This window comes from Paenibacillus sp. NEAU-GSW1 (genome assembly GCF_009737085.1).
Taxonomy (GTDB): domain Bacteria; phylum Bacillota; class Bacilli; order Paenibacillales; family Paenibacillaceae; genus Pristimantibacillus.
This window is the reverse complement of record NZ_WOVL01000012.1, coordinates 63,328-86,248: the sequence shown is the minus strand read 5'-3', so window position 1 is coordinate 86,248 and position 22,921 is coordinate 63,328. Positions and strand designations below refer to the sequence as shown.

The 22,921-nt window shown below is 53.2% G+C and carries 21 protein-coding genes; 9 read left to right on the top strand and 12 right to left on the bottom strand.

All coding sequences use genetic code 11. The features are described 5' to 3' along the window. Positions 1–473: 473 nt before the first annotated feature. From GOM71_RS11405 to pepT, 4 genes are all read left to right on the top strand, one after another. On the top strand, positions 474–845 hold the full coding sequence (locus GOM71_RS11405; protein ID WP_156281116.1) for a GntR family transcriptional regulator: 372 nt from the start codon (positions 474–476) through the stop codon (positions 843–845). After that, the gene (locus tag GOM71_RS11400) at positions 842–1,735 is read left to right on the top strand and encodes an ABC transporter ATP-binding protein (protein ID WP_156281114.1); all 894 of its coding nucleotides are present in this window, start codon (positions 842–844) and stop codon (positions 1,733–1,735) included. Before GOM71_RS11405 ends, GOM71_RS11400 begins: the two co-directional genes overlap by 4 nt. Continuing rightward, positions 1,735–2,418, top strand: coding sequence for a hypothetical protein (locus GOM71_RS11395; RefSeq protein WP_156281109.1), 684 nt, complete (start codon positions 1,735–1,737; stop codon positions 2,416–2,418). Before GOM71_RS11400 ends, GOM71_RS11395 begins: the two co-directional genes overlap by 1 nt. Positions 2,419–2,557: 139 nt before the next feature. Further along, positions 2,558–3,796, top strand: a complete 1,239-nt coding sequence (gene pepT / locus GOM71_RS11390; protein WP_156281107.1) for a peptidase T — start codon at positions 2,558–2,560, stop codon at positions 3,794–3,796. Between the two features lie 225 nt (positions 3,797–4,021). On the opposite strand, the gene GOM71_RS11385 is transcribed toward pepT, so the two are convergent. The 8 genes from GOM71_RS11385 to GOM71_RS11350 form a co-directional block, all read right to left on the bottom strand. Then, positions 4,022–7,378 carry an S-layer homology domain-containing protein gene (locus GOM71_RS11385; protein ID WP_173275505.1) on the bottom strand — a complete coding sequence of 1,119 codons (3,357 nt, stop codon included), beginning with the start codon at positions 7,376–7,378 and terminating at the stop codon, positions 4,022–4,024. A 444-nt stretch (positions 7,379–7,822) separates the two neighbouring features. Further along, positions 7,823–8,446 carry a flavin reductase family protein gene (locus GOM71_RS11380; RefSeq protein WP_156281103.1) on the bottom strand — a complete coding sequence of 208 codons (624 nt, stop codon included), beginning with the start codon at positions 8,444–8,446 and terminating at the stop codon, positions 7,823–7,825. Between the two features lie 55 nt (positions 8,447–8,501). Next, entirely contained in the window at positions 8,502–9,110 is a 609-nt protein-coding gene (locus tag GOM71_RS11375; RefSeq protein ID WP_173275522.1) for an alpha/beta hydrolase, read from the bottom strand. 2 nt (positions 9,111–9,112) lie between these two features. Next, positions 9,113–10,075 carry a ring-cleaving dioxygenase gene (locus tag GOM71_RS11370; RefSeq protein WP_156281099.1) on the bottom strand — a complete coding sequence of 321 codons (963 nt, stop codon included), beginning with the start codon at positions 10,073–10,075 and terminating at the stop codon, positions 9,113–9,115. 67 nt (positions 10,076–10,142) lie between these two features. Continuing rightward, positions 10,143–10,586, bottom strand: a complete 444-nt coding sequence (locus tag GOM71_RS11365) for a MarR family winged helix-turn-helix transcriptional regulator (protein ID WP_156281097.1) — start codon at positions 10,584–10,586, stop codon at positions 10,143–10,145. Positions 10,587–10,698: 112 nt separating this feature from the next. Beyond that, positions 10,699–11,562, bottom strand: a complete 864-nt coding sequence (locus GOM71_RS11360) for a helix-turn-helix domain-containing protein (protein ID WP_156281095.1) — start codon at positions 11,560–11,562, stop codon at positions 10,699–10,701. Positions 11,563–11,691: 129 nt separating this feature from the next. Next, positions 11,692–12,720, bottom strand: a complete 1,029-nt coding sequence (locus tag GOM71_RS24705; RefSeq protein ID WP_156281093.1) for a peptidoglycan-binding domain-containing protein — start codon at positions 12,718–12,720, stop codon at positions 11,692–11,694. A 259-nt stretch (positions 12,721–12,979) separates the two neighbouring features. Beyond that, positions 12,980–13,261 (bottom strand): hypothetical protein, encoded by a 282-nt coding sequence (locus GOM71_RS11350; RefSeq protein ID WP_156281091.1) that lies wholly within the window; start codon positions 13,259–13,261, stop codon positions 12,980–12,982. 130 nt (positions 13,262–13,391) lie between these two features. Between GOM71_RS11350 and GOM71_RS11345 the strand changes: the two genes are divergently transcribed. The 5 genes from GOM71_RS11345 (at position 13,392) to fabI (ending at position 19,041) form a co-directional block, all read left to right on the top strand. Next, entirely contained in the window at positions 13,392–14,072 is a 681-nt protein-coding gene (locus GOM71_RS11345; protein WP_156281089.1) for a class I SAM-dependent methyltransferase, read from the top strand. A 105-nt stretch (positions 14,073–14,177) separates the two neighbouring features. Beyond that, the gene (locus tag GOM71_RS11340) at positions 14,178–14,891 is read left to right on the top strand and encodes a glycosyltransferase (RefSeq protein ID WP_156281087.1); all 714 of its coding nucleotides are present in this window, start codon (positions 14,178–14,180) and stop codon (positions 14,889–14,891) included. A gap of 91 nt (positions 14,892–14,982) precedes the next feature. Continuing rightward, positions 14,983–16,704, top strand: a complete 1,722-nt coding sequence (locus tag GOM71_RS11335) for an ABC transporter substrate-binding protein (RefSeq protein ID WP_156281085.1) — start codon at positions 14,983–14,985, stop codon at positions 16,702–16,704. 155 nt (positions 16,705–16,859) lie between these two features. Continuing rightward, complete coding sequence (locus GOM71_RS11330; RefSeq protein ID WP_253944804.1) at positions 16,860–17,492, top strand: lysoplasmalogenase; 633 nt, start codon at positions 16,860–16,862, stop codon at positions 17,490–17,492. A 772-nt stretch (positions 17,493–18,264) separates the two neighbouring features. Continuing rightward, complete coding sequence (gene fabI, locus GOM71_RS11325) at positions 18,265–19,041, top strand: enoyl-ACP reductase FabI (protein WP_156281083.1); 777 nt, start codon at positions 18,265–18,267, stop codon at positions 19,039–19,041. Between the two features lie 80 nt (positions 19,042–19,121). On the opposite strand, the gene GOM71_RS11320 is transcribed toward fabI, so the two are convergent. The 4 genes from GOM71_RS11320 to GOM71_RS11305 all read right to left on the bottom strand — a co-directional run bounded on the left by GOM71_RS11320 (position 19,122) and on the right by GOM71_RS11305 (position 22,885). Continuing rightward, entirely contained in the window at positions 19,122–19,808 is a 687-nt protein-coding gene (locus GOM71_RS11320) for a glycosyltransferase (protein ID WP_156281081.1), read from the bottom strand. A gap of 97 nt (positions 19,809–19,905) precedes the next feature. Further along, complete coding sequence (locus GOM71_RS11315) at positions 19,906–21,240, bottom strand: polysaccharide deacetylase family protein (protein WP_156281079.1); 1,335 nt, start codon at positions 21,238–21,240, stop codon at positions 19,906–19,908. A 52-nt stretch (positions 21,241–21,292) separates the two neighbouring features. Beyond that, positions 21,293–22,039, bottom strand: coding sequence for a hypothetical protein (locus GOM71_RS11310; protein WP_156281072.1), 747 nt, complete (start codon positions 22,037–22,039; stop codon positions 21,293–21,295). Positions 22,040–22,300: 261 nt separating this feature from the next. Further along, the gene (locus tag GOM71_RS11305; RefSeq protein ID WP_156281070.1) at positions 22,301–22,885 is read right to left on the bottom strand and encodes a pyridoxamine 5'-phosphate oxidase family protein; all 585 of its coding nucleotides are present in this window, start codon (positions 22,883–22,885) and stop codon (positions 22,301–22,303) included. Between the last annotated feature and the right edge of the window lie 36 nt (positions 22,886–22,921).

The window sequence follows — 22,921 nt, the reverse complement described above, 5'->3', positions numbered from 1 at the left end:
GAGATCCGCTTCACTAGACGTGTGTGTTAGGACGAAATTGGACTTACAACCGCAATAGTATCTATTGAGCGCATGCGTAAGGCCGGAATTGGCCTTACATGCAGCAGTGTAATGAGATCCGCTTCACTAGACGTATGTGTTAGGACGAAATTGGACTTACAACCGCAATAGTATCTATTGAGCGCATGCGTAAGGCCGAAATTGGCCTTACATGCAGCAGTGTAATGAGATCCGCTTCACTAGACGTATGTGTTAGGACGAAATTGGACTTACAACCGCAATAGTATCTATTGAGCGCATGCGTAAGGCCGGAATTGGCCTTACAACGCGACCCGTTGCACTAATGAAGCAGTGCTGTCCCTTCCGGGTCAGCCTTTTTTTATTAAGTGTATTGACAGAACTATCCAATTACATGTATAGTTGATTACATGAGTAACCAACCACTCCAGTAGATAAGAGGTGAGCATACATTTATGGTTCTTGGCATTGACGACAGCCGGCCGATTTTTCAGCAAATTGCCGAACAAATCGAAGACGACATTATAGAAGGCAGATTGCCCGAAGAAGCACAGGTTCCATCAAAGAATGAATTCGCTGCCTATCACCAGATCAATCCTGCAACGGCGGCCAAGGGCGTCAACCTGCTGGTAGACGAAGGAATTTTATATAAGAAAAGAGGGATCGGGATGTTCGTGGCAACAGGCGCTCGCGCAGTACTGGTAACCAAACGGCAGGAGCATTTTTACGAGCAGTACGTCGTAACGATGATGCGGGAAGCGGCAAAGCTTGGCATTACGGCCGAGCAACTAATGACGATGATTCAGAGAGGGGATGCATCGAAATGACATACGCAGTAGAGGTCAAAGAGCTGACGAAGACCTACGGTAACGTCAACGCGGTCAAAGGCGTCAGCTTCAACCTGGAGGCTGACAAAATATACGGCCTGCTGGGCCGCAACGGAGCCGGAAAAACGACGATTATGCATATGCTGACGGCACAGTTGTTCGCGACAAGCGGCGACATTCACATTTTCGGAGAGGCGCCGTACGAGAACAATCGCGCGCTTAGCCAGATTTGTTTTATTAAAGAAAGCCAAAAGTACCCCGACAATTACACGATCCAGGATGTGCTCGAGCTGTCCGCTTCACTGTTCCCGAATTGGGATAAAGCGTATGCCGACTCGCTGCTGAAGCAGTTTCAGCTGCCGCTGAAGCGCCGCATCAAAAAGCTGTCGAGAGGCATGCATTCCTCAGTCGGCATTATTGTCGGCCTGGCAAGCCGCGCCCCGCTGACGATCTTCGACGAGCCTTACCTCGGACTCGACGCTGTCGCTCGATCGCTGTTCTACGACAGGCTGCTGGAAGACTACGCGGAGCATCCGCGCACCGTCATTCTCTCTACGCATCTGATCGACGAGGTAAGCCGTTTGCTGGAGCATGTCATCGTTGTCGACAATGGCAGCATCATTCTCAATGAAGATGCCGAAGAGCTGCGCAGCGCTGCTTATTCCGTCGGCGGCACAGCCAGCACGGTGGAATCGTTCCTCTCCGGTAAAAACGTCATCGCAAAACAGCCGTTCGGCGCTTTGATGAACGCCGCTGTCATGGGCCAACTAACCGCCGAAGACCGAAAGAAAGCCGACGCATCGGGCTTGCAGCTCGCCCCGGTGCCGCTTCAGCAGCTCGTTATTTATTTAACAAACGGCAATTTGGAATCCAAGGAGGCTGTCAACTAATGAACCGCATTCCAAGCGTAATGAAGATGCATTACCGCGACAAGTTAAGCTGGTTCTACGTCCCCTTTATGGTGCTTGGCTCCAGCTTTAGCGTGAACTGGATCGTCGGCTTGTTAATGACCGAAACGCCGCTCTATACCGGCGGCCAAATGTCGATCTTTATCTATTTGTTCGTCATGGGCATTCTCGTGCTGCCGCAAACGTTTAATTTCGCTTTAGGATTCAGCATACGGCGCAACGATTATTTTGCCGGCACCTCGCTTTATGGCATCATCTCCAGCACGATCATTTCCTGCTTTCTGCTGCTGATGACTGTACTAGAGCAAGCAACAAACCATTGGGGAGTCGATCTTCACTTTTTCAGCGTCCCTTACTTGAACGCAGGCAGCTATGCGCAAGAGTGGTTCATCTTCTTTATTCTGACACTGACGATGTTTTTCGGAGGATTAACGATCGGCAGCATCTATCGCAGATTTAAAGGAGTCGGCATGATCGTTATGACGCTCGCCGTCATCGTTCTTGGCACCCTCTTCTCGTTTCTGGCCAACAAATACGGCTGGGGCTTAACTTTCATTGAATGGGCCGTCGACCATACCGCTTTCCAGCTTGCTCTTTGGCTAATCCCCGTCATTCTCATCTACACCCTGGTCTCCTACATCCTGATTCGAAAATCTACCGTCTAACAGCGCCCAAGCGCAATAATCCCCCTTTGCCGTGTGCGGCTTACGCGTCCGGAAAGGGGGATTTCGTTTTCTGGCAAAGCGTGGTCTATAATAGAGAGAGCAATGCCCTATTGCAGTTGTTAAAGGAGATGGATACGCCATGAAGGATGAGATCATTCGGAGACTTACATCTTACGTCATCGTAGATACGCAATCGAATGCCGACAGCGACACCTGCCCGACGACGCCGGGCCAGCTGGTGCTCGCCAGTCAGCTCGTCGAAGAGCTTAAAGCAATCGGCATGGAGGAAGTCACGATCGACAGCAACGGCTATGTGATGGCTACACTGCCCTCCAACACCGACAAAGATGTCGCTGTGATCGGCTTCCTCGCTCATGTCGATACGGCAACTGATTTTACCGGCAAAAATGTAAAGCCCCAGCTCGTCAACAACTATGACGGAGGTGACATCGTGCTGAACGCGGACGCCGGCGTGACGTTATCGCCGCGGGAATTTCCGGAGCTCGCCGGTTACAAAGGACATACGCTGATGACGACGGACGGGACGACGCTGCTTGGCGCTGACAACAAAGCCGGTATAGCAGAAATTATGACGGCGATGGACTATTTGGTTCGCAATCCGGAAGTCAAGCACGGCAAAATCCGTGTTGCGTTTACCCCGGACGAAGAAATCGGACGCGGCCCGCACCGTTTCGATGTCGCCGCCTTCGGAGCGCGATATGCGTATACGGTGGACGGCGGTCCGCTCGGCGAGCTGGAGTATGAAAGCTTTAACGCGGCGGCGGCCAAAATCACGATCAACGGTACGAACGTTCACCCCGGCACCGCAAAGGGTAAAATGGTCAACTCTATCAAGATCGCAATGGAGCTGCAGCGACGCCTTCCAACCGATGAAGCTCCTGAGCATACGGAAGGCTATGAGGGCTTCTATCACCTGCTGTCTATGCAAGGAGACGTCGAACAGACGAAGCTCAGCTACATTATTCGCGATCATGACAAAGAGAAGTTCGAAGCGCGAAAAACGCACATCGCAAGCATCGTAAAAGAGCTGCAGTCGCAATATGGCGCAAACCGCATTTCACTAGAGCTTGCCGACCAATACTACAACATGGGCGACCGGATCGCACCGGTTATGCACATCGTCGACATCGCCCGCGAAGCGATGGAGAGCCTTGGCATCAAGCCGCTGATCAAGCCGATCCGCGGCGGCACGGACGGCTCCCAGCTGTCGTATATGGGACTGCCGACACCGAATATTTTTACCGGCGGCGAGAACTATCACGGCAAGTTCGAATACGTATCCATCGACAATATGGAGAAGGCGGTCAACGTCATTATCGAAATCGTGAAACGGTTCGAGCAGCAAGGACAGCAATAAGCGAAGAAGTCGCAGCGCAAACCACCAACCGAGCGTTTTAGTCCCAAATGTGCCTAATATGCCACGCAGATGCTGTAATCAATTGATATTAGGCTCGTTTGAGCCTAATATCTGCGCCAGAGCTGGACAGCTAGCCGGTGAGTGCCATTAATCGCCCTTGCCCGCAATGCATGAAGAGGCTATCCCATTGTAGTATGGGATAGCCTCTTCGCTATGCTGCTCTGATTAGTACAGCTCCATCGCGCGCAGCAAGAGCACAACCGCTTCCGCGCGCGTCGCGTTCTCCAGCGGCTCAAAACGGTTGCCGCTTCGCCCGTCAATAACATCCTCGCGGCGCAGCGTCTCAACAGCGCTCTTCGCCCACTTCGGAATTAAGCGGTCGTCCGCAAACCCCGTCGATGAATAGCTCGACGACGGAATGCCAAGCATCCGACCGACAATCGCCGCAATTTCGGCTCTCGTAATAAGCGCATTCGGACGGAAGGTGCCGTCGTCATAGCCGTTAATAAGGCCGGTGCGCACCGCCTGCGACACCGCATCCCTCGCCCAGCTGCCGATATCCGCTTGATCCTTGAAGTAAATGGTCGATCCATTCGAAGTCTGCCCTGTCGCGTTCATGACCATAACGATGAACTCCGCCCGCGTAATCGAAGCGTTCGGACGGAAGCGTCCGCTCGAATCGCCCTGTACGATTCCTTTCTCCGCAGCAGATCGGATGCCGCCGGCAGCCCAATGCCCCGTTATATCGGTGAAGTACACTTGCGGAACAACCGTCTTCACAAATACCGCATAGACCGTTCCGGTCGTCACGCCGCCTATCTCGACGCGAATGAAGCTGCCGTCAACCGTTCCGCCAAGCTCCGTCCACTGTTTTCTCGCCGCATCATAGCTGTACACGCTCGCTTTCTGATTGCTTTTCAACTGCGATTTATTGAAGGCGATCGTCAGTTGCGCAGGCTTGGAGTAGTACGCTGACACATCTGCTCCCCAATTAAAGTAGCCGCTCAGCAAACTCTCGCCCGCGCCGGTCGTTTTCTCCGGCGTATCCGCCCGCTCTAGCGTGTAGCAAAGCTCTTTGCTTGCCGCGCCGCTCGGGATCGATACCCAGATTTGATCCGTATAGTTCAGCACTGCCGATTGCCCTGCTTCAACAAGAATCCGCGAATTAATCGATGTGCACCAGTTGCCGCTTGGCGGAGGAGTCGACTCGCGAATGTTCGAAATTTGAATCACCTTGACCGACTTATTGCCGGCCGTATCCTCTGCATAGACGGTATATGTCCCGTTCGAGCCGACCGTGAACTTGCTCGTATTCGTAATATCTTTGCCGTTCGAGGCAAAATAGTCCTCATTCCGCTGGCCGCTTTGCCACTTCAGCGTATCCAGATTGTTGCCGGAACCTTGCACCACGACTGTGATCGTCACGGTCACGTTGCCGGTAGTCGTCTTTGTCGGGCTGAGGGACGTTTGAATGACCGGCGGCGCGCTGCGTATATTGCTTATCGTCACCGTTTTGACCGTCTCATTGCCGTAAGAATCCTTTGCGTATATCGTGTAAGTGCCGTTCGTCGTCACGCTAAACTTGCCGCCGTTCGTCACCGTCGTACCGCGATTGCTGAAATACGCGGCATCGCGATCGCCGGACGCCCATTTCAGCTTGGATAGACTTGCCCCGGACGCATTCACCGTTGCGATTACCGTAACCTCGACAGGTCCGTTCGTCGACGAGCTCGTGCTTAACGCCGTTGCGATCGAAGGTCTGTCTTTCGTAATGATATTGGATATCGTGATCGTTTTGACTGCGGCATTGCCCGCCTTATCCTTGGCAAAAACCGTGTAAACGCCGTTAGCGGAGACCGAAAATTTCTTAGGGTCCAATATATCCGCGCCTTGCGTTGCAAAATAGTCCGCATTGCGGTCACCTTGCTCCCACTTCAGCTGCGCAAGCGAGTTGCCTGCCCCCTGGATGTCGACAGCCGCCGTAACCTGCACCGGCCCAGTCGTCGATTGCGTCGTATTCGGCGTCAAGTTAATGACCGGCTTGACGTTATAAATGTTTGCAATAGCAATCGTCTTCACGATTTCATTGCCTCGTAAATCGCGGGCATAGAAGGTATAGGTTCCATTCGCAGTAATCGAGGCTCTTCCGATGGATGTAATATCGTTGCCCGATTTTGCAAAATAAGCGGCGTCCCTTTCACCCTGCGCCCATTTCAGCTGGACAACGCCGTTGCCCGCGCCCTCCAGCGCCGCCGTTACCGTTACTTGTACCGGTCCGCTCGTGATTTGCTCTTGATCCTTCGAGAGCGTAATATCGAACCGGCTTGCCGCCGTATATTCGAATGCGCCGATATCGACTTTCCCGTTCACGATCCGGCTTCTTCCGTCGCGATCCGTTGCAATGCGGGACAGATCAGGTCTCGCATCCGCTGCAAAAACCGCATTCGAGCCTTTGTCGACGGCAGGCGACTCCGCTTTTAACCGCGGAAACGATTCATCCGACTGAAATTGCGGATTATAGTCCGAATTGCCCGCCACGCTGTTGCCCACAGAGGCGTGCAGCGCTCCGTCCGCTTGATTGTCCTGAACGATGCTGTAGGAAATGTCGATATTGCCGCCATTGCTATTGGCAATGCTGTTCATGTTCCCGTCAGGGTTGTTCCAAACGATGCCGTTGCGCAGCTGAGGCTTGCTCGCGCCGTCGTTTGCGATGCCTCCGCCCAGCACCGACGCCGAATTGCCGGTCAGCGTGACGTTCGTAAACACCGGGCTGCTGCCCGTATTATAGACGCCTCCGCCATGGGAAGCGCGATTGTCGATGAACAGCGCGTTCGTTATAATCACATGGCTCTCGTTGTTATTGAATATCGCCCCGCCGGAGCCGGAAGATTGATTGCCGTTGAACGTAACATTGGTCAGCACCGGGCTGCTTTTCCAATTCGCTATGCCGCCCCCGGCAATCGCTTCATTTTTCAAAAATACAACGTTGCTGATGACCGGACTGCTGTTCGTGTTCGCCATACCGCCGCCGCTGTGATACGTGTCGCTGTTTGTAGCCGCGCCGCCGGTTACCGTTACTCCGTCCAAAATCGCGCTGTTATTCAAGCCGTCGTTCTTAAACACGCTGTAAACGTTGCCGTTCGCCGTCTTATCTTTGTTGATATCAGCGCTCAGAATCGTCTCGTTGACCGCGAAGTTCCGATTGGCAAGCAACGCTTCCTTCGTGACGCCGTTCTCGAACGTCTCCGTTCCGGCAAATCCGCCGCGAATAGCGACGCCATTTTCCATCTCGAAATGCCGCGTGCGCCGGTCGCTGCCCGTTTGATGCGCGCTAGGGTAATAGGTGCCTTTCGCCACCCAAATTTCCGTCCCGCTATTCACCTCCGTTTTTGATAACGCCTGCTCTAAATCCCGATATGCATTGCTCCAACTGGTACCGTTATTCCTCCCCGCCGCGCTTGCCTTCACATACACAATTCCGTCGCCTTCCGCCGCGTGCGCTTCCTGAGCCGCCGCCGGCCAAATGCCGCTGCCGATCGTTAAAGTCAATATAAGGCTTAAACAAACGAACTTTCTTCTCAACTTTGTCTGCCTCCTTACATCAGGATCTTTAAGCATGACATCAGGACCTTTAAGCGGAGCTTAAAGTCACTCATCATCTTAAAGTCACTCCTTAGCTACATCAGGATCTTTAAGCATGACATCAGGATCTTTAAGCGGAGCTTAAAGTCACTCATCATCTTAAAGTCACTCCGCATCTTAAAGTCACTCCGCATCCTAAAGCCACACCTTAACCCACGGACTTGCCATATACAATTCGTAACAATCCATCTCTTTTCTGTCCGTGATGTCGGTACAATTGATACGAAACGTATATGGAAAATGTTGCGCTGTCCTACAAAAAAAGTTTTTTACCCTATAATTTATCGCGGTTGCGCATGTCTGCTTGGTTCATCGCCAGGACACATTAGGGTAACAAAAAAAACTCCCTGGCAATTGATTGCCGGGGAGTTTCTCACTTTCTGTTTATAGCGGCCGTTCGAGCGTGAACAGTTCGCCAAGCTTGGCGTAATCGTGGCCCGCGAGCCTGCTTACAGGCTGAAGCGCGTTAGGGTCGATGTGGCCATGCTCATCATAGAGCGCATCGTCGATATGGTAATAGACGACGCGGCCGATGAGCAAATCGCAGGCCGGATCGCCGCCTGCCGCTGCGTCGCCGCCAAGCTCAAGCGCATGCTCCAGCTCGCACTCGAGCCGAATGCGCGCTTCCGCTATGCCCGGAACAGCGATTCGCTCGCTGGCGACTGGTGTCAGGCCGGCTGCAGCGACCTCACTCTCGGTCGGCGCGAAGCTTCCCGCTGTCACATTCAACTGCTCGACGTACGATTCATCCGCAATGTGAACGACGAATTGTCCATTGCCGATCGCATTGCGCGCAGTGTCCTTGCGGACGCCATCCCTTCGTTGCACCGACACTGATACCATCGGCGGATTGGAGCTCACGATGTTGAAGAAGCTGAATGGCGCCGCATTCAACACGCCGTCCGCCGACAGCGTCGTCACGAAGGCAATGGGCCGGGGAATGATGCTCCCGATCAACAGCTTATAATTGTCCCTCGCGCTAATAGCGGACGGGTCGATCATCACCATGGCGAACAGCCTCCTAAACGTTTTGCGAAGCTATACCGCTTCGTAAGTGTACAAATTACTGAATGGACTCGCGATACCACTGCGCGGCAGCAGCCACTTCGGTTCCGGTCAATTGATGCCCGAAGCGTTCCCAATGCACGTTGACGCTGGCTCCTGCTCCGTTAAGCAACGCGGTCAATTCCTCCGTCTCTTCCGGACGGCAGATCGGATCGTTCGTGCCTGCGCCGATAAAGACGGGAACATCAGCCAACTCAGGCAGCTGCTTGCCGCGAATCGGCACCATCGGATGATGCAAAATCGCGCCGCGCAACGCATCTTTGTAGTGGAACAACAGGCTTGCCGCGATGTTGGCGCCGTTCGAATAACCGATCGCCACAATATTTCGACGGTCAAACCCGCGTTCTTCAGCCGCCGTGTCTAAGAAAGTGTTCAGTTCTTCCGTACGGAAAACCAAGTCTTCCAAATCGAACACGCCCTCGGCCAATCTGCGAAAGAAACGCGGCATGCCGTTTTCCAGCACGTTGCCTCTTACGCTGAGCACCGACGATTCCGGCGAAATCGCATCCGCGAGAGAGAGCAAATCATGCTCCGTCCCGCCTGTTCCGTGAAGCAGCAGCAATACGGGCGCCGCCGGATCTGTACCTTGTTTGAAAATATGTCTCATGCTCATATTTGATCCTCCTCCAGTACGCGCACTGCGATTGGCGGCAGCCCTCTCACGATTTGATCCCGGTATTTCTCATACCATTCCGGCAGCATCAGTTTCTCGCCAAGCTGCGTTTGTTCTTCGTCGCGAGCAAAGCCCGGAGGATCAGTCGCGATTTCGAACAGTATGCCGCCTTCCTCACGGAAGTAGATCGCGTTAAAATATTGCCGGTCAACGATTGGCGTCGGCTGGTAGCCGCTGCCCTCGACATGTGCGCGCCAGCGCTCATGCTCGGCGAAATCTTTTGCCCGCCATGCGATGTGGTGAACGGTTCCGGCACCGCCGGCGCCTCTTTCTACCTCTTCAACATTGACGTCGATGATGTTGCCGATATCGGCGAACGATTGGAACCGGGCGTAACCGGCATCCTCTCCGACTTTCTCCAGACCCATTACTTGTTCCAGCAGCTGCGCTGTGCGGCTTGGAGCAAGGCTGAACAGCACCGCTCCGCCGAAGCCTTTAATTGCTTTGTCCGCCGGCACGCCGCCGTGCGACCAGGTGCTTGCCGCTCCTTCTTTACGGGCGACCAGCTCTGCCTGCATGTTGTCAGGATCGCCGAATTGCAGGTATGTCTCGCCAAATCTTGTTGTTTCTTTTACTTCCACATTGAATTTCGCCAGACGCTCACGCCAGAAATCGAGTGTGCCTTCCGGAACGACGTAAGTTGTAATGCCGACTTGGCCAGCGCCTACGCGGCCGAGACGGGAACCCGCCGACGGGAAAAATGTAATGATCGTGCCTGGGCTGCCTTGCTCATCCCCAAAGTACAGATGGTATACTTCCGGCGCGTCGAAGTTGATCGTTTTTTTCACCAGCCGCAGACCGAGTATACCTGCGTAGAAATCAACCGTAGCCTGAGCGTCTCTTACAAATGCTGTAATGTGATGAATACCTGCTGTGCGAAGCTCGTTTTGCGTTGTCATAATCAAACACTCCTTTTAATTTGGTTTTGTATATAACGCCTTGCCTTTATGCGTTCAATTCAAGCAGCTATTTGTAGTTGCTCTGAGCGAATTTGCCTAGCTTCTTTAACAAGCTGCTTGCCATTCGTTTCTCTTCCGCCGTCAGCCCTTCAACAGCGTTCTGAATGACCTCGGCATGCTGCGGGAAAACGTCCTCCATAAATTGCTTGCCTGCCTCGGTTACCTCAGCGTATATCAAGCGGCGGTCCTCGGTTGACGTTCTGCGGCACACCAGCCCTTTGCCTTCCAGCTTATCAACGACGTACGTAATGTTGCCGCTGCTCATCAGCACCTTGCCGCCGATCTGCTGCAAAGGCTGAGCTCCCTTGTGAAAAAGCAATTCGAGAACGCCGAACTCCGTCCGGTTTAAACCATGCTTGCGAATATCGCGATCCGCATGCGCGTTCACCCATTGGCTCGCGCGGGCCAGCGCAATGTACAGCTCAAGTGATTCGTCTCTGTTTTGCGTCATGTCAGCCGTCCGCTCCTTTCGGTTAATATCTTAATTTGTATTATCTTAAATTTAAGATAAACCATTACAAGCCTTTTGTCAAGCGACTGCCGCAAAAAAAGTTTAACGCCCTCTACTGCGCTTGTTCACGCGATTTCGCATAGCTCTCCGGCGATACGCCGACCAGCGCTTTAAACGCTTTACTGAAGTGCGCCTGATCATAAAAGCCCAGCTCAGCCGCTAACGCCGGCCAATCGACAGTCTCTGACGTATCGGCGTTGGCTGCCGCCTGCGCCGCTTCCAGCATGCGATAGCGCTGAATGACCCATTTTGGCGATACTCCGACATATTGATTGAAGAGGCGCTGCAGCGTTCTTTTACTCATGCCGAGCCCCTCAAGCGCCTGGTCGACCTTCGTTATGCTTGAATCAGCAATCATGCGATCGACAACATCGCAAATCCATTTCAAATTGGGATCGTTCGCAGGCAGCCGTTCCTCTGCGGTTAAAAACTGCTCCAGCACCGCAATCATTCCGGCATGATCCGGCTGCGATAATATGTCCCGCTCCAGCCGTTCCGTTTCGCAGCCAAATACCTCCTCCAAGCTTTTGGATGTATCCGTCAGCTCGCTGACAGGCCGGCCATAGAACGGATAGAAGCCCCCGGGCAAAAAATGCACCCCGAAAGCGAGACCGCGCCCCTCCAGCATATGATGCGACTTCTCTCCCGCAATGCCGAAAATCGCCGTCTGCCCTTTTTCAATAACGAAGTTCACGACAGGATTTTGCAGCACTTCCTGCTTGTATGGAGGCTGTCCGGTCAAATCCCATTCCACGATCCAGTAATGGCGAATAAACGGCTGCAGCGCCTCGCACGGCAAATACCGCGCCATGCGAAATTTACTTTCCGCTGTACTTTTATATAGAATGCCCCTTCCTTGCAAATCCATATGCGCATCCGCCTGCGCTTGTCCGCTTGCATTGATCTGCTTTTCCATCCATACCGCCCGCCTTTTCCGCTCGTCATTGACAACTATAACTAGAATAGCAAATTTTTACGCCTTGGAAAAAGAGCAAGAAAAAGCGGTACAGGTGCTGCTCCTGTACCGCTTTTTCGTAATCAAAGCTTATTGCGAGCCTTTGCCTGGCTTGCCAGGGCTCGGGCTTGTCTGGCTGCCGCCTATTCCGCCTTTGCCTTCATTGCCGGTTTGGCTGCCGCCTACTCCGCCTTTGCCTTCATTGCCGGTTTGGCTGCCGCCTACTCCGCCTTTGCCTTCATTGCCGGTTTGGCTGCCGCCTACTCCGCCTTTGCCTTCATTGCCGGCTTGGCCGCCGCCTACTCCGCCGCCTTTGCCTTCATTGCCGGCTTGGCTGCCGCCTACTCCGCCTTTGCCTTCATTGCCGGCTTGGCCGCCGCCTACTCCGCCTTTGCCTTCATTGCCGGCTTGGCCGCCGCCTACTCCACCTTTGCCTTCATTGCCGGCTTGGCCGCCGCCTACTCCGCCTTTGCCTTCATTGCCGGCTTGGCCGCCGCCTTTGCCTTCTTCAAGTCGGCCGCCTTCAATGCCTTTTCCGCCTTCGCTAAAGCCGCGTCCCTTGAATTGAATACCTCCTTTACCCTCCGCGCCGCCGCCTGCGCCGCCGCCAGCTCCACCGCCTGCACCGCCGCCAACTCCACCGCCTGCGCCGCCGCCAACTCCACCGCCTGCGCCGCCGCCAACTCCACCGCCTGCGCCGCCGCCTCCAACACCTGGCCCTTTGCCGCGGCCTCCGCCAATGCCTTTAGCTTGTCCTCTCCATTTGCCTTGCTGCGAGTACAAGGCAGGGTACTTCATTTTTCCGTAAGCATAATTTATCGATTCAAACGTCTTGCTGTCTACTTTGCCCGTTATCGGCAGACCATGTTTTTTCTGATAGTTCTTTACGCCGCGTACCGTTACAGCATCATATTTGCCGTTAATCGGACCCGCATAGCTGCCTACCGATTTCAGCATCCCTTGGATGACATAAACGTCCGGCCCCTTCGCGCCTTTGCCGACAGCTAAGGTCGTATGCGGAAAGCTGACTGTTAATGCCAATGCAAGCATCAGCACTCCGATTACTCTTCCCCATTTTGATTTTTTATTGTTCTGGCGGGAACTCCAATCCCATTTCATGAACAGACACCATCCTTTTCTAGGCTAAGTATTCGTTTTGCAACACGCCTTACTATTTCCTATCCTTTCAATTTCATTACAAATAATTATTCAAAATCTTTTAACCGCGCGCAAAAAGCCGGACTGCTGCTGTATTGCGCGCTTACATGCAGCAGCTCTATGCTGCATTATTCGGCTGCTATTCCCCCGACAACAAAAAAGAGCAAACCGGCAATCCGGTTTGCTCCATGCTTCAATCTTTAATGTACTGCCGATTGCATTAATCGATATAGCCTGCCAGCCCTTTATCCATATAATAGTCCATTTCGGCATCAAGAATCGATTCGACCTTAAGCTCGTCCAGCTTTACGTCCGGTCGGCTTATAATGTAATCTACCAGCTCATCGCTGTCGATCTCCACTTCGCCTTTTGCGTTTGTTTTCGCGCTGTCCATATATTTTTGCTCGTGCTTCAGCACGCGCTCAATGCTTTGGACGTCAATTTCCGTTTCCTCTGCAATATACCGGATCAAGTCCTGCTCATTTACAGTTTGCTCGCTCATTATCGTTCTTCCCCATTTCTTTAAGGCAACTATTGACCTTGCCGCAACGTTAAACTTTACAATGACCTCGAGAAGCGCATGCTTTCGAAGCATGTTTGCTTCGCAAACATTTTAGGAGGTTATGACCATTATGCCCGATCATGAAAAGATTTACAACGAAGCCGCCGACACGTATGACCTGCTCGTCTCCAAGCAATCGAGCCTCATCCCCGTTATTGAGGCTATCGTTCCTTTCAAGGGACTCGACATTGTCGATGTCGGCGCCGGAACCGGCCGACTGACCGCCGCGCTCGCACCGGAAGCCCGTTCAATCGTCGCGCTGGACGGATCAGAGGCAATGCTGCAATTCAACGCAAGCAAGCTCGCCGCTGCCGGTTTGACGAATTGGACAATCAAGAAAGCCGACAATCGCCAGCTGCCCTTGCCTGACCGCAGCGCCGATCTCATCGTTTCAGGCTGGAGCATCAGCTATTTGGCGAACACCGAGCATTCCGATTGGGAGCAAAATTTGGCGGTCATTATGGCCGAATTCAAACGCGTACTGCGCAGCGGAGGGACGATTATCATTTTTGAGACGCTTGGCACAGGCCATGAGACGCCGGCGGCTCCCGATTTTCTGAAGCCTTACTACGAGGCATTAGTTGAAACCTACGGCTTTTCGCAGCAATGGCTTCGCACCGACTACCGCTTTGACGATGCCGAGCAAGCAGAACGGTTGACCCGAATCTTTTTCGGCGACGAATTGGCGGCTCAAGCAGCCGGAAAAACCATGCTGGCGGAATGCGCCGGCGTTTGGTCGCTCCAGCTCTAGCTCTACCTCCAGCTCTAGCTCTAACTCTAGACTCGATGGCCTCACCCTGTTTTACGACGATGAATATGCTGATGCAAACAGACCGAGGAGGCTCCAAACGTCAATATGGCAGCGAAAAAAGTCGTAATCGTCGGCATCGAGTTCAATAACCGCTCTGTAAGAGGCGGGCCTTATAAAGTGGGATTGACGAAGCAATGGATCGAATATCGGATGGCTATCTTTATGAAATACACGTTCCAGAGCTTGAAAAAGCAAACCAATCAGCAGTTCACAGCGCTTATCCGCTATGCTTCCAGAACGGAGGGCCTGATTCGCCAAGCGCTTGCCAAATACGAACCGCTGCCGAACAATATCCGCTTTGTCCGCGATGAGGACTATATCGCAACGCAAAAAGAAATTGTCGGCGACGCCAAGTGGCTCTACCTCGTGCGGCTCGATTGCGATGATACGTACAGCAAATCGATTATCCAGCAGCTGCACCAATATAAGCCGAAGGAAGGCACGCGCGCGCTCGTCAATCAGCTCGGCTATATTTACGACAGCATGCGGCACCGGATCTCGCCGGTCAAACGGACTTCTCCGCCTTTTTATACTTGGATCTATAAGAGCGTCAATTACTTCAGCGGCAAAACGTATGTCATCAAAGGCGGCCATCCCGCAGTAGTCAAGCATAAGCACGAGATTCTGACTCTAAAGGGCAAACGCAATTATATGGTTGTCGTACACCGGCGCAATACATTAAACCAACGGCTGCTCCAGCGAAAAAACTACATCAGCAACAAACAAACGGTCGACGCCATTTTGCGAAAATTTATTTAACCCTCACCTTGCAAATGTTAAAATAGGTAAATAAAGAGCTTTAATTCGATTCACAATGTTCGTATTGGGAGGAAGGAGGCGACTCGTAACGATGAAGCTGCACGGTCAATATTTACGCCTGCATTCCCGATACGGCGCCTCGGGAGAAGCCGATTTGACATTGGATGAGCTTGCGGCCGCGCTTAATTGCACGCATCGCAACGCGAACAATATTATTCGCAGCATGGTTCAGCACGGCTGGGTCGAATGGAGCTCACGCCGCGGCAGGGGCAAACGCTCCCTGCTGCGGTTCCAAGCGCCGCCTGAGGACATTGCGGCACAATCGATGCTGCACGCGATGGCGGCGAACCGGAGCGCTATCGGGCGTTCAATCGAGCAGCTTAAAGAACATATGCAATCGTCGGCGCTGGAGCAGCATTTGCAAGGCTGGCTTCTCGGCTTTTTCGGCCATCGCTCGGAGCTCAGAAGCAACAAGCGAATCGACGCCCTTCGTCTGCCGCTCCGGCAGCAGCTTCATACGGTCGATCCGCTCTGCATGAATTTGCTCGCTGAGTCGTTCGTGTCGAGCCATGTTTTCGACGGTCTCGTTCGAAGGTCGCATGCTACGGGTGAAATTGCGCCGTGTCTCGCGCATGCCTGGGAAGTCGACGCCAGCCGCAAGCGATGGACATTTTACTTGCGCAAAGAGGTGCTGTTCCATAATGGCAAGGTGCTGACCGCTGACGACGTTGTTTTTACGCTGGAGCGGCTGATCGGGACGACGCGCCGAACGTTGTACAGCTATATTTTCAAACAAATTCAATCCGTTCGTGCGGTTCATCCAACTGTTGTCGTCATTGAATTGAATGAGCCTAACGAGCTCTTCTTGCCGTTTCTCGGCACGAGCCGGGCCGCTATCGTTCCGAAGGATCTGGATCAACTCGGCGACCATTTCGGGACGAAGCCGATCGGGACAGGCCCGTTTCAATTAACGGAGATGAATGACGGCGGCTGCGTGCTGGAGGCGTTCACCTCGTATTATCAGGGACGAGCCCACCTGGATCGGGTGGAAATCGTTCACGTTCCGTGGGTCGTGTCAAGCGATAGCGTCGAACCATCCTCTCCGTTTCATTTGATCCATGATCCTTCCGAGGCGGACAACGGCAGGCTTAGCCAGATTCATTCGCAGACCGTGGTACGGAAGTTCGTAACCTGCAACACGCAGAAAAGCAAAGGCACGATGTGCGATCCGCGCTTTCGGGAGCGTCTGCTTGCCTGTCTTTGCGAGGAGACGGACGAGCTTGCCGTGCATTCGGCGCCGCATGCCGACGAGTCCCTCGATCCGCAGACGGACGAACCGATCCGCATCGCGACCATCGAGCCTTATCGGCATGACGCGGAGCTCGTTGCAGGCAGATTAAAGCAGCGCGGCATCGCTTGCACAGTGGAAACCGCCTCTGTCGAGGAGTTCAAAGGGCCGATCCGTTTGGAGGCCGATCTGATCGTATTCTCGCTGCTGCGCGATCAAGATGAGCAGCTGCGTCTGTTCGATTTGTACCAGACGATGTCGGCGCATATCGACCCGCATACCCGTCTCGATATCGAAACGATGCTGCAGGCTGTCGCCCGGCAGCCGGAGAGCGAGCAGCGCGCGGCGCTTTTTGCCCGGATGGAGGAGCTGCTTATCCGCGAGCATCAGCTGTTCATTTTGTACGAGCGTCCGGTCCAAACCGCTTATATGCCTTCCGTTCGCGGACTTACGTTCAATTCGCAGGGCTGGGTCGATCTGCGGCATGTTTGGTTTCCGCCCACGCAGTTTCAGCAATATTCTTAGATGCAAGCTAATATGTAGCTAAAGAGTGACTTTGAACTCCGTTCAAAGATCCTGATGTAGCTAAAGAGTGACTTTGAACTCCGTTCAAAGATCCTGATGTAGCTAAAGAGTGACTTTGAACTCCGTTCAAAGATCCTGATGTAAGGAGCGATAGCTTGAAAAATTCCGGCCTTCCTCTGCTCATTCTCGCAATGAGCGTGCTGTACATCTTTGTTATCCCGAATGATCCGTTTGCGGTCAAACTGCTGTTCAAGCTCATTCCGATGTGGCTAATGATCGGCTATGCCTACCTGCAATTTCCCGCCGAAAGTAAGCGTTCTCACTGGCTGCTGCTGACCGGCTTGTTCTTCTGCATGCTCGGCGACGGTCTCCTCGTATGGTTCGTAGTGGGCCTGACGGCCTTTCTGATCGGCCACCTATTCTACTTATTCGCCTTCCTGAGCGTATGGCGGTTCTCGTGGATTCGGCTCTCTGCTCTCGTGCCGTTGGTCGCGTACGGAGCTTGGATGTGCTCGAATCTCGTTCCGGCACTCCAAGACAGCGGTGACCAAGCGCTCATCATTCCGGTGCTCGTCTATGTTGTCGTCATTATGCTCATGTGCTGGTCGGCCATCATGACGGGCAATAAGCTCGCCATACTGGGCAGCGTGCTGTTTGTCATCTCCGATTCCGTGCTTTCCTGGAATATGTTTGTCTCCGATATCACTTATTCTTCGATCTATATTATGGCAACCTATTACGGCGCCCAATTTCTTATCGCTCGCAGCACGCGGAGGCTTGCCGCTTAAGCTGCGAATACATGGGCTGGCGCTACAACACGGCTCCCAGCAGGTGCAACCAGGACAGCTGGCGCGCCGCTGTTGTTGCCAATCGCAGCCGCTGCTGGGTCGGACCGGGCGGCCACACTTCTGCGGCACCTACCGCAACCAGCGCACCTTTAGCGAACCCGACTCGCTGATTAGCGAAGCTAGATTCGCTAATTCGGCTGAACAGAACGCAAGTGAGAGCGATAAGGAACAAAAATGCGCTATTCAGGAACCTAGGTTCCTGAATAGCGCATTTTGTTTCGCTGCGGGCAGCAGAGATCGTGATGATGGCGAAAATAGCGAAAATCGTTTCGCAAAATTGCGAACCTGCTTCGTTCGCGTAGTTGACCGCGAAGGCGTAACAGCGTGGCGGTAGTTGGCCGCGAAGAACGTAGCTGCACGGGTGGTAGTTGGCCGCGAAAGCGTAGCTGGCAAGTGTATCGCCTGCGGAGGCGACTCGTTCGCGGTAGTCACCCCGCGGAGGCGTCAATGCACAGTGAGCAGGCGTATCGCCCGCTGTGTTAGCTGCGGAGGCGAGTCGTTCGCGGTAGTTTTCCCTGTGGTTGATGCCGCACCGCGCCTTGCGCTGGGAGAGGCCACCGCGGGTCGCAATTTGCACGTTGGCCTGGAGGATCGCGGGGAGAAACGAGGCTTCCGCAGCAGCGACGAGAAAATTAGTACTAGGTATTATTATCTTGTGTTAAACTAGTGGAAAGAGAAAGCCAAGAAATTTACAGAAACGAGGCCAACAACAATGAGTGGATTACTAACAGGAAAAACGATAATCGTGACTGGCGTCGCCAACGAGCGCAGCATTGCGTGGGGAATTACGAAGTCGTTGCACAACGCCGGCGCAAACCTTATTTTCACATACCGGAAGGAACGTTCCTTTCAAAAACTGACGCAGCTGCTGGAAGCGAACGGCATTAATCCGCTGCTGTGCGTATCGTGCGACGTAACGGACAACGCGAGCATCGAAGCGGCATTCCAACAAATCCAAGAGAAAGCACCGGTTGTTCACGGACTGGCTCACTCGGTCGCTTTCGCCGAGAAGGAAGATTTGAAGGGCGAATTCATCGACACCACCCGCGAGGGCTTCTTGCTGGCTCATGACACGAGCGCATATTCCCTGGTTGCCTTGGCGAAAGCTTGCCGTCCGCTTATGACGGAAGGCGGCAGCATCGTAACGCAAACCTATCTCGGCGCTGAACGCATGATGAAAAACTATAACGTTATGGGCGTAGCCAAAGCTTCGCTGGAAGCAAGCGTACGTTACTTGGCTGAGGATCTCGGCAAAGAAAACATTCGCGTCAACGCGATTTCGTCCGGCCCGATCCGCACGCTGTCCGCGAAAGGCGGCGTAGCCGGCTTCAACGATCTCGTAACGACAATGGAAGAGAAAGCGCCGCTCCGCCGCAACGTCGATCAAGACGAGGTTGGCGATGCGACAATGTTCTTGCTTAGCCCATTATCGCGCGGCGTAACGGGCGAAGTCATTCACGTTGACTCGGGTTATCATATTCTCGGATAAAGCAGCCGCCATCTAACAACAAAGGTCGAGCTGACTGGCATCGCCCCTTATGGGCATCCGGTCAACTCGACCTTTGTTCATTAAAAATGGTTCGGGAATTGCTTAACGATGCCTGCTGCCAGCGTGTCAGCCAGCGTCATCAGATGATTAAGGTTCTGGTCGAACGCCTGAATCGCGCCTGCCGAATCCTTTTTCATCCCCGCAGCCACCTCAGCGGTAACCAGCTGCAGATGCTGATCCAGCATCTCTTTCAGCTGCTTTTGCGACCAGTTCGGATTGGCTCCGCTTAGGAAGGCCGCAATCGCATCCGCATTGTCGTACCATTGCTTATTCAGCTTTTGCACCTCGGCTTGATTGCCGCTTTGCAGCGCATCAATCAGCTTGCCGGCAATCACGATGTGCTCGGTGAACAGCTCCGCCAGCTTATTGCCTGCCGCCTCGCCATAATAAGGCTTGATCGCATTGCCGATGTCCTGCTGATTGCGAAGCAGTCTTGCCAGCACATCGTTCTTGCTTTCCAAGTTCGACAACGCAGCTACGATATAGCTTTTGGTCCAGAGCGCATGCTCGGCCCACAGCTTTCGCAGCTCGTTTTGCAGCTGCACCGCTTTCGGGCTCAAGCATTGCTGATGGCTATGCGAATGATCAATCGCAACCTGCTGCCCGGCAACAGCGCGATCATCAGCGGCATGCGCAGTAAGCGCCGGCAGTGTTAATGCAACCGATACACCAATCGCTACCAGCGCGTGAGCAAAGCGAAATCTCATTTTCTATCGTCCCCTTTATTGGCATGAATGGAATTGACCGTTATATTGTGGGCAATTCCGTTTATTTCATGCATAGAGGAGGACGACTGTTATTCGCCTATTCGAAAACAGCGAACTTCAGCTTTTTCTTTTTTAAGTATTGAATGATTTCAGGCAATGCCTCAACCGTTATTTTTTTCTCATGCAGCACGTAGATGCCGCCCGACGGATCTGTCTGTCGGAAATAATCGACGATGTCCGTCGCGTTCTTCACGCTCCAGTCCTCGGGATCGCGATTCCACATGAGCACGTTCAGTTTCTGCTCGCTAACGCTTTCTTGAAGCTGGTCGTCCAGCGAACCGTACGGCGGTCTAAAAAGAGTGACGGCGCGGCCGGTTATTTTCTCCAACACCTTGTTCGTCAGCTCCAATTCTTCCTTCGCCTTGTCCGGCTTGACCGCCGCCAGATCGCTGTGATCCCAGGAATGGTTGCCGACCGCCATTTGCCGTTCGCTGGCGTAGGCCACCGCGTCCGAATTTTGCTTCACTTTAACCCCGATAAACAGAAAAGTTGCTGCCACATCATGCTCCTGCAAAATGTCGACGATTTGCTCCGTATACGCGGAAGGCCCGTCGTCGAAAGTGAGCGCCACATAGCCTTTCGGTAAGCTGTATTTCGCCTCATCGGCATCCACTTGCACCGTTTCAAAAAGCTTGTCCGGCTTCGGACTCGATTCCGGCTGCTCCGGCTGCTTCACATCAGCTGTCGTTACAGCGACCGGAGTCTGCCCTTTGGCATCGGCGCTGGACACATGGTCATTCGCCAATTTCTCAGCCTTAGGTCCGGCTTCTGCAAGCACGACGTCCGCCGTCCCGCCGCTGCCGCGTTCATCGTTCGCTTGCCCGCCAGAGCTAGCCGCTGCAACCGTATTATTAATCGGGTCGTCATCGACAAACAGCTTCCGGTCAAAACCGATGGAAGCCATGACGAAAACAAGCGATAACACAGCAAGCCGTCCTGCAATCGTGCGAATTCGCCGCACCCTCGCTCTCCGCTTGCTTTCCTTCTCCGCATCGTCGCCGCTTGCCGTATGATTACCGACAACAGCAAGCAACGCCGCCTCTGCTTTGTCTCGCAAAAGCTGCTCCAGACGCAGCGCATAATTATCCGTGCAAGTAAACAAAAGCTGCCTGCTTCCCGTCGAATCCGCGATGGTCAGGCTGCTGTTATATCCATTTAAATAGGCATCCCGTTTCGGATAGAGCGACAAACGCACCCGTTTTCGCTCCTCTTGGCGGGGAACTGCCACTTTTAGCTGATGATATGTATGTTCATCGATCTCGAGGACAACGTCATCGTGCGCCTCGCCAGCCGTCACTCGAAGCTCCAGCAGGTATAGGTCCAAATCCTGCCGCAACGACAGCAGCTCGATCATTCGTATTTTGTTATCCAATTTGACTTCCCCCTGCCGCCGCTATTCCGTTTCTGCCTTCACAAAAGAATGCTTACGAATCTCTGCCGCCGTCTTGTCCATGATTCGCGGAATTCGCGTTGCCGAACGGCACAGACATCCGATTGGTGAAATCTTGAATCATGTTGGCGAGATACGTTTTCTCCTGACGTGTCGCCTCGTATTTCTGCCGCATATGAATCGCTTCCGCTTCGAGCCGGCTAATTTTTTCCTCCAGCTCATTGATCCGCTTGTTGCGTTCCGCTTGCGCCTCATTATGCTTTTGCAGCAAACCGCTGTACTTCTGCTGCTCTAGATCGATAACGCCTTTAAGCTCCTCGGTCTCGGCCGACATCGCCGTTTGAAGCTCGCGGTAGTCCTCCATAACCTGATCAACCTTCAAATTTTTCTCGATCAGCTTGTTTTCCAGCTCGAGAATGTTTTTCTCGCGCTCTTCGATCACTTTATTTAAATTTTTAACGTCCCGGTTCAATCGGTCGACATGGTTATTCGCATGGTTTAACCGGTCCTGCAGTTCATGGATATTGCGATCGGCATGCTGCCGAGCTTGAATCATTTGCTCGACGGCAAAAATGAGATCGAGCGATTTTTTGTCCAAATTCGCTTTACTGGAACTGCTCATCACGGTGAACGTCTCTTCAGCCGCAGCTGCCGCCTCTGCTTTGTCCCCTGCTTCTTCAGCCCCTGTATCCTGCGCCGCAGACACAACGTCAGCCGCTTTGAACTCATGGTCCGATAGTCTTGCGACCGGCTCCTTCTTCTTAAAAATCATCGCTTCCATACACCCCGCTAAAAATATGTCAGATTATGTCGAACATAGACGCTGATTTTATTATAGAATATTTATCCAAATGATAGGCGAGACTTTGAGACTATATCTATTAAATCGGACTAAAGTCCCGATTGCGCATAAAGGCGTAAAAAAAGACGCTCGCTGTGCGGGCGCCCGGGACTATTGTGCATCTGTTCTGTACGTTTATGCTGCGGAATTGGCCTATTCCTTCACTTTTACAGGTTTTTACTGAACCTGCTATGCTACGGATTATTCAACCGCCGACTGATCATTTTGACCGCTTATTTTTACGCCAAGAGGCGTCGGCATGCCGTCGATGCTGAACCTATTCTTCTCCTCGACATACTGTTTCAGACCCTCTTCGCCCTTCTGCGCCGCCCAGCGTTGAAGCGTCTCGCGTTCTCCCTCATAGTTCATAAACGGAACGGCAAAGCCGCAAGACGTCTGCACCAAGTCGAAATCAAGGACGATAATTTGCCGCGCTCCGGGAAGCGGAGGAAACAGCGGATACAGCTCCTCCCACTCCGCCGTCTCCGGCAATACAACCGTGCCCTTGCCATATAAACGCATAATATTCGGCGCTCCTTCGAAAGCGCAGAACATAATCGTCAGCCGGCCGTTCTCTCTAATATGGGCGCTCGTCTCGTTGCCGCTGCCTGTCAAATCGAGATAAGCAGCGCGATTCGGCGATAAAATGCGAAGAACATCATGTCCCTTCGGCGACAGGTTTACGTGTCCGTCCGCCGACAATGGCGCCGAGCCTACGAAAAAAATATGCTGCTTTGCGATAAACTGCTCATGCTCCGGCTTTAACGCTTCAAACTGTTTGCCCATTCTTATCTCCCCTATTCGATTTGATCTTGATCGGCA

Bases quoted from the DNA above. Each gene is read 5' to 3' on its own strand.
- GOM71_RS11405 (WP_156281116.1), top strand. From the start codon at position 474: ATGGTTCTTGGCATTGACGACAGCCGGCCGATTTTTCAGCAAATTGCC.
- GOM71_RS11400 (WP_156281114.1), top strand. From the start codon at position 842: ATGACATACGCAGTAGAGGTCAAAGAGCTGACGAAGACCTACGGTAAC.
- GOM71_RS11395 (WP_156281109.1), top strand. From the start codon at position 1,735: ATGAACCGCATTCCAAGCGTAATGAAGATGCATTACCGCGACAAGTTA.
- pepT (WP_156281107.1), top strand. From the start codon at position 2,558: ATGAAGGATGAGATCATTCGGAGACTTACATCTTACGTCATCGTAGAT.
- GOM71_RS11380 (WP_156281103.1), bottom strand. From the start codon at position 8,446: ATGGTGATGATCGACCCGTCCGCTATTAGCGCGAGGGACAATTATAAG.
- GOM71_RS11375 (WP_173275522.1), bottom strand. From the start codon at position 9,110: ATGAGACATATTTTCAAACAAGGTACAGATCCGGCGGCGCCCGTATTG.
- GOM71_RS11370 (WP_156281099.1), bottom strand. From the start codon at position 10,075: ATGACAACGCAAAACGAGCTTCGCACAGCAGGTATTCATCACATTACA.
- GOM71_RS11365 (WP_156281097.1), bottom strand. From the start codon at position 10,586: ATGACGCAAAACAGAGACGAATCACTTGAGCTGTACATTGCGCTGGCC.
- GOM71_RS11360 (WP_156281095.1), bottom strand. From the start codon at position 11,562: ATGGAAAAGCAGATCAATGCAAGCGGACAAGCGCAGGCGGATGCGCAT.
- GOM71_RS24705 (WP_156281093.1), bottom strand. From the start codon at position 12,720: ATGAAATGGGATTGGAGTTCCCGCCAGAACAATAAAAAATCAAAATGG.
- GOM71_RS11350 (WP_156281091.1), bottom strand. From the start codon at position 13,261: ATGAGCGAGCAAACTGTAAATGAGCAGGACTTGATCCGGTATATTGCA.
- GOM71_RS11345 (WP_156281089.1), top strand. From the start codon at position 13,392: ATGCCCGATCATGAAAAGATTTACAACGAAGCCGCCGACACGTATGAC.
- GOM71_RS11340 (WP_156281087.1), top strand. From the start codon at position 14,178: ATGGCAGCGAAAAAAGTCGTAATCGTCGGCATCGAGTTCAATAACCGC.
- GOM71_RS11335 (WP_156281085.1), top strand. From the start codon at position 14,983: ATGAAGCTGCACGGTCAATATTTACGCCTGCATTCCCGATACGGCGCC.
- fabI (WP_156281083.1), top strand. From the start codon at position 18,265: ATGAGTGGATTACTAACAGGAAAAACGATAATCGTGACTGGCGTCGCC.
- GOM71_RS11320 (WP_156281081.1), bottom strand. From the start codon at position 19,808: ATGAGATTTCGCTTTGCTCACGCGCTGGTAGCGATTGGTGTATCGGTT.
- GOM71_RS11310 (WP_156281072.1), bottom strand. From the start codon at position 22,039: ATGGAAGCGATGATTTTTAAGAAGAAGGAGCCGGTCGCAAGACTATCG.
- GOM71_RS11305 (WP_156281070.1), bottom strand. From the start codon at position 22,885: ATGGGCAAACAGTTTGAAGCGTTAAAGCCGGAGCATGAGCAGTTTATC.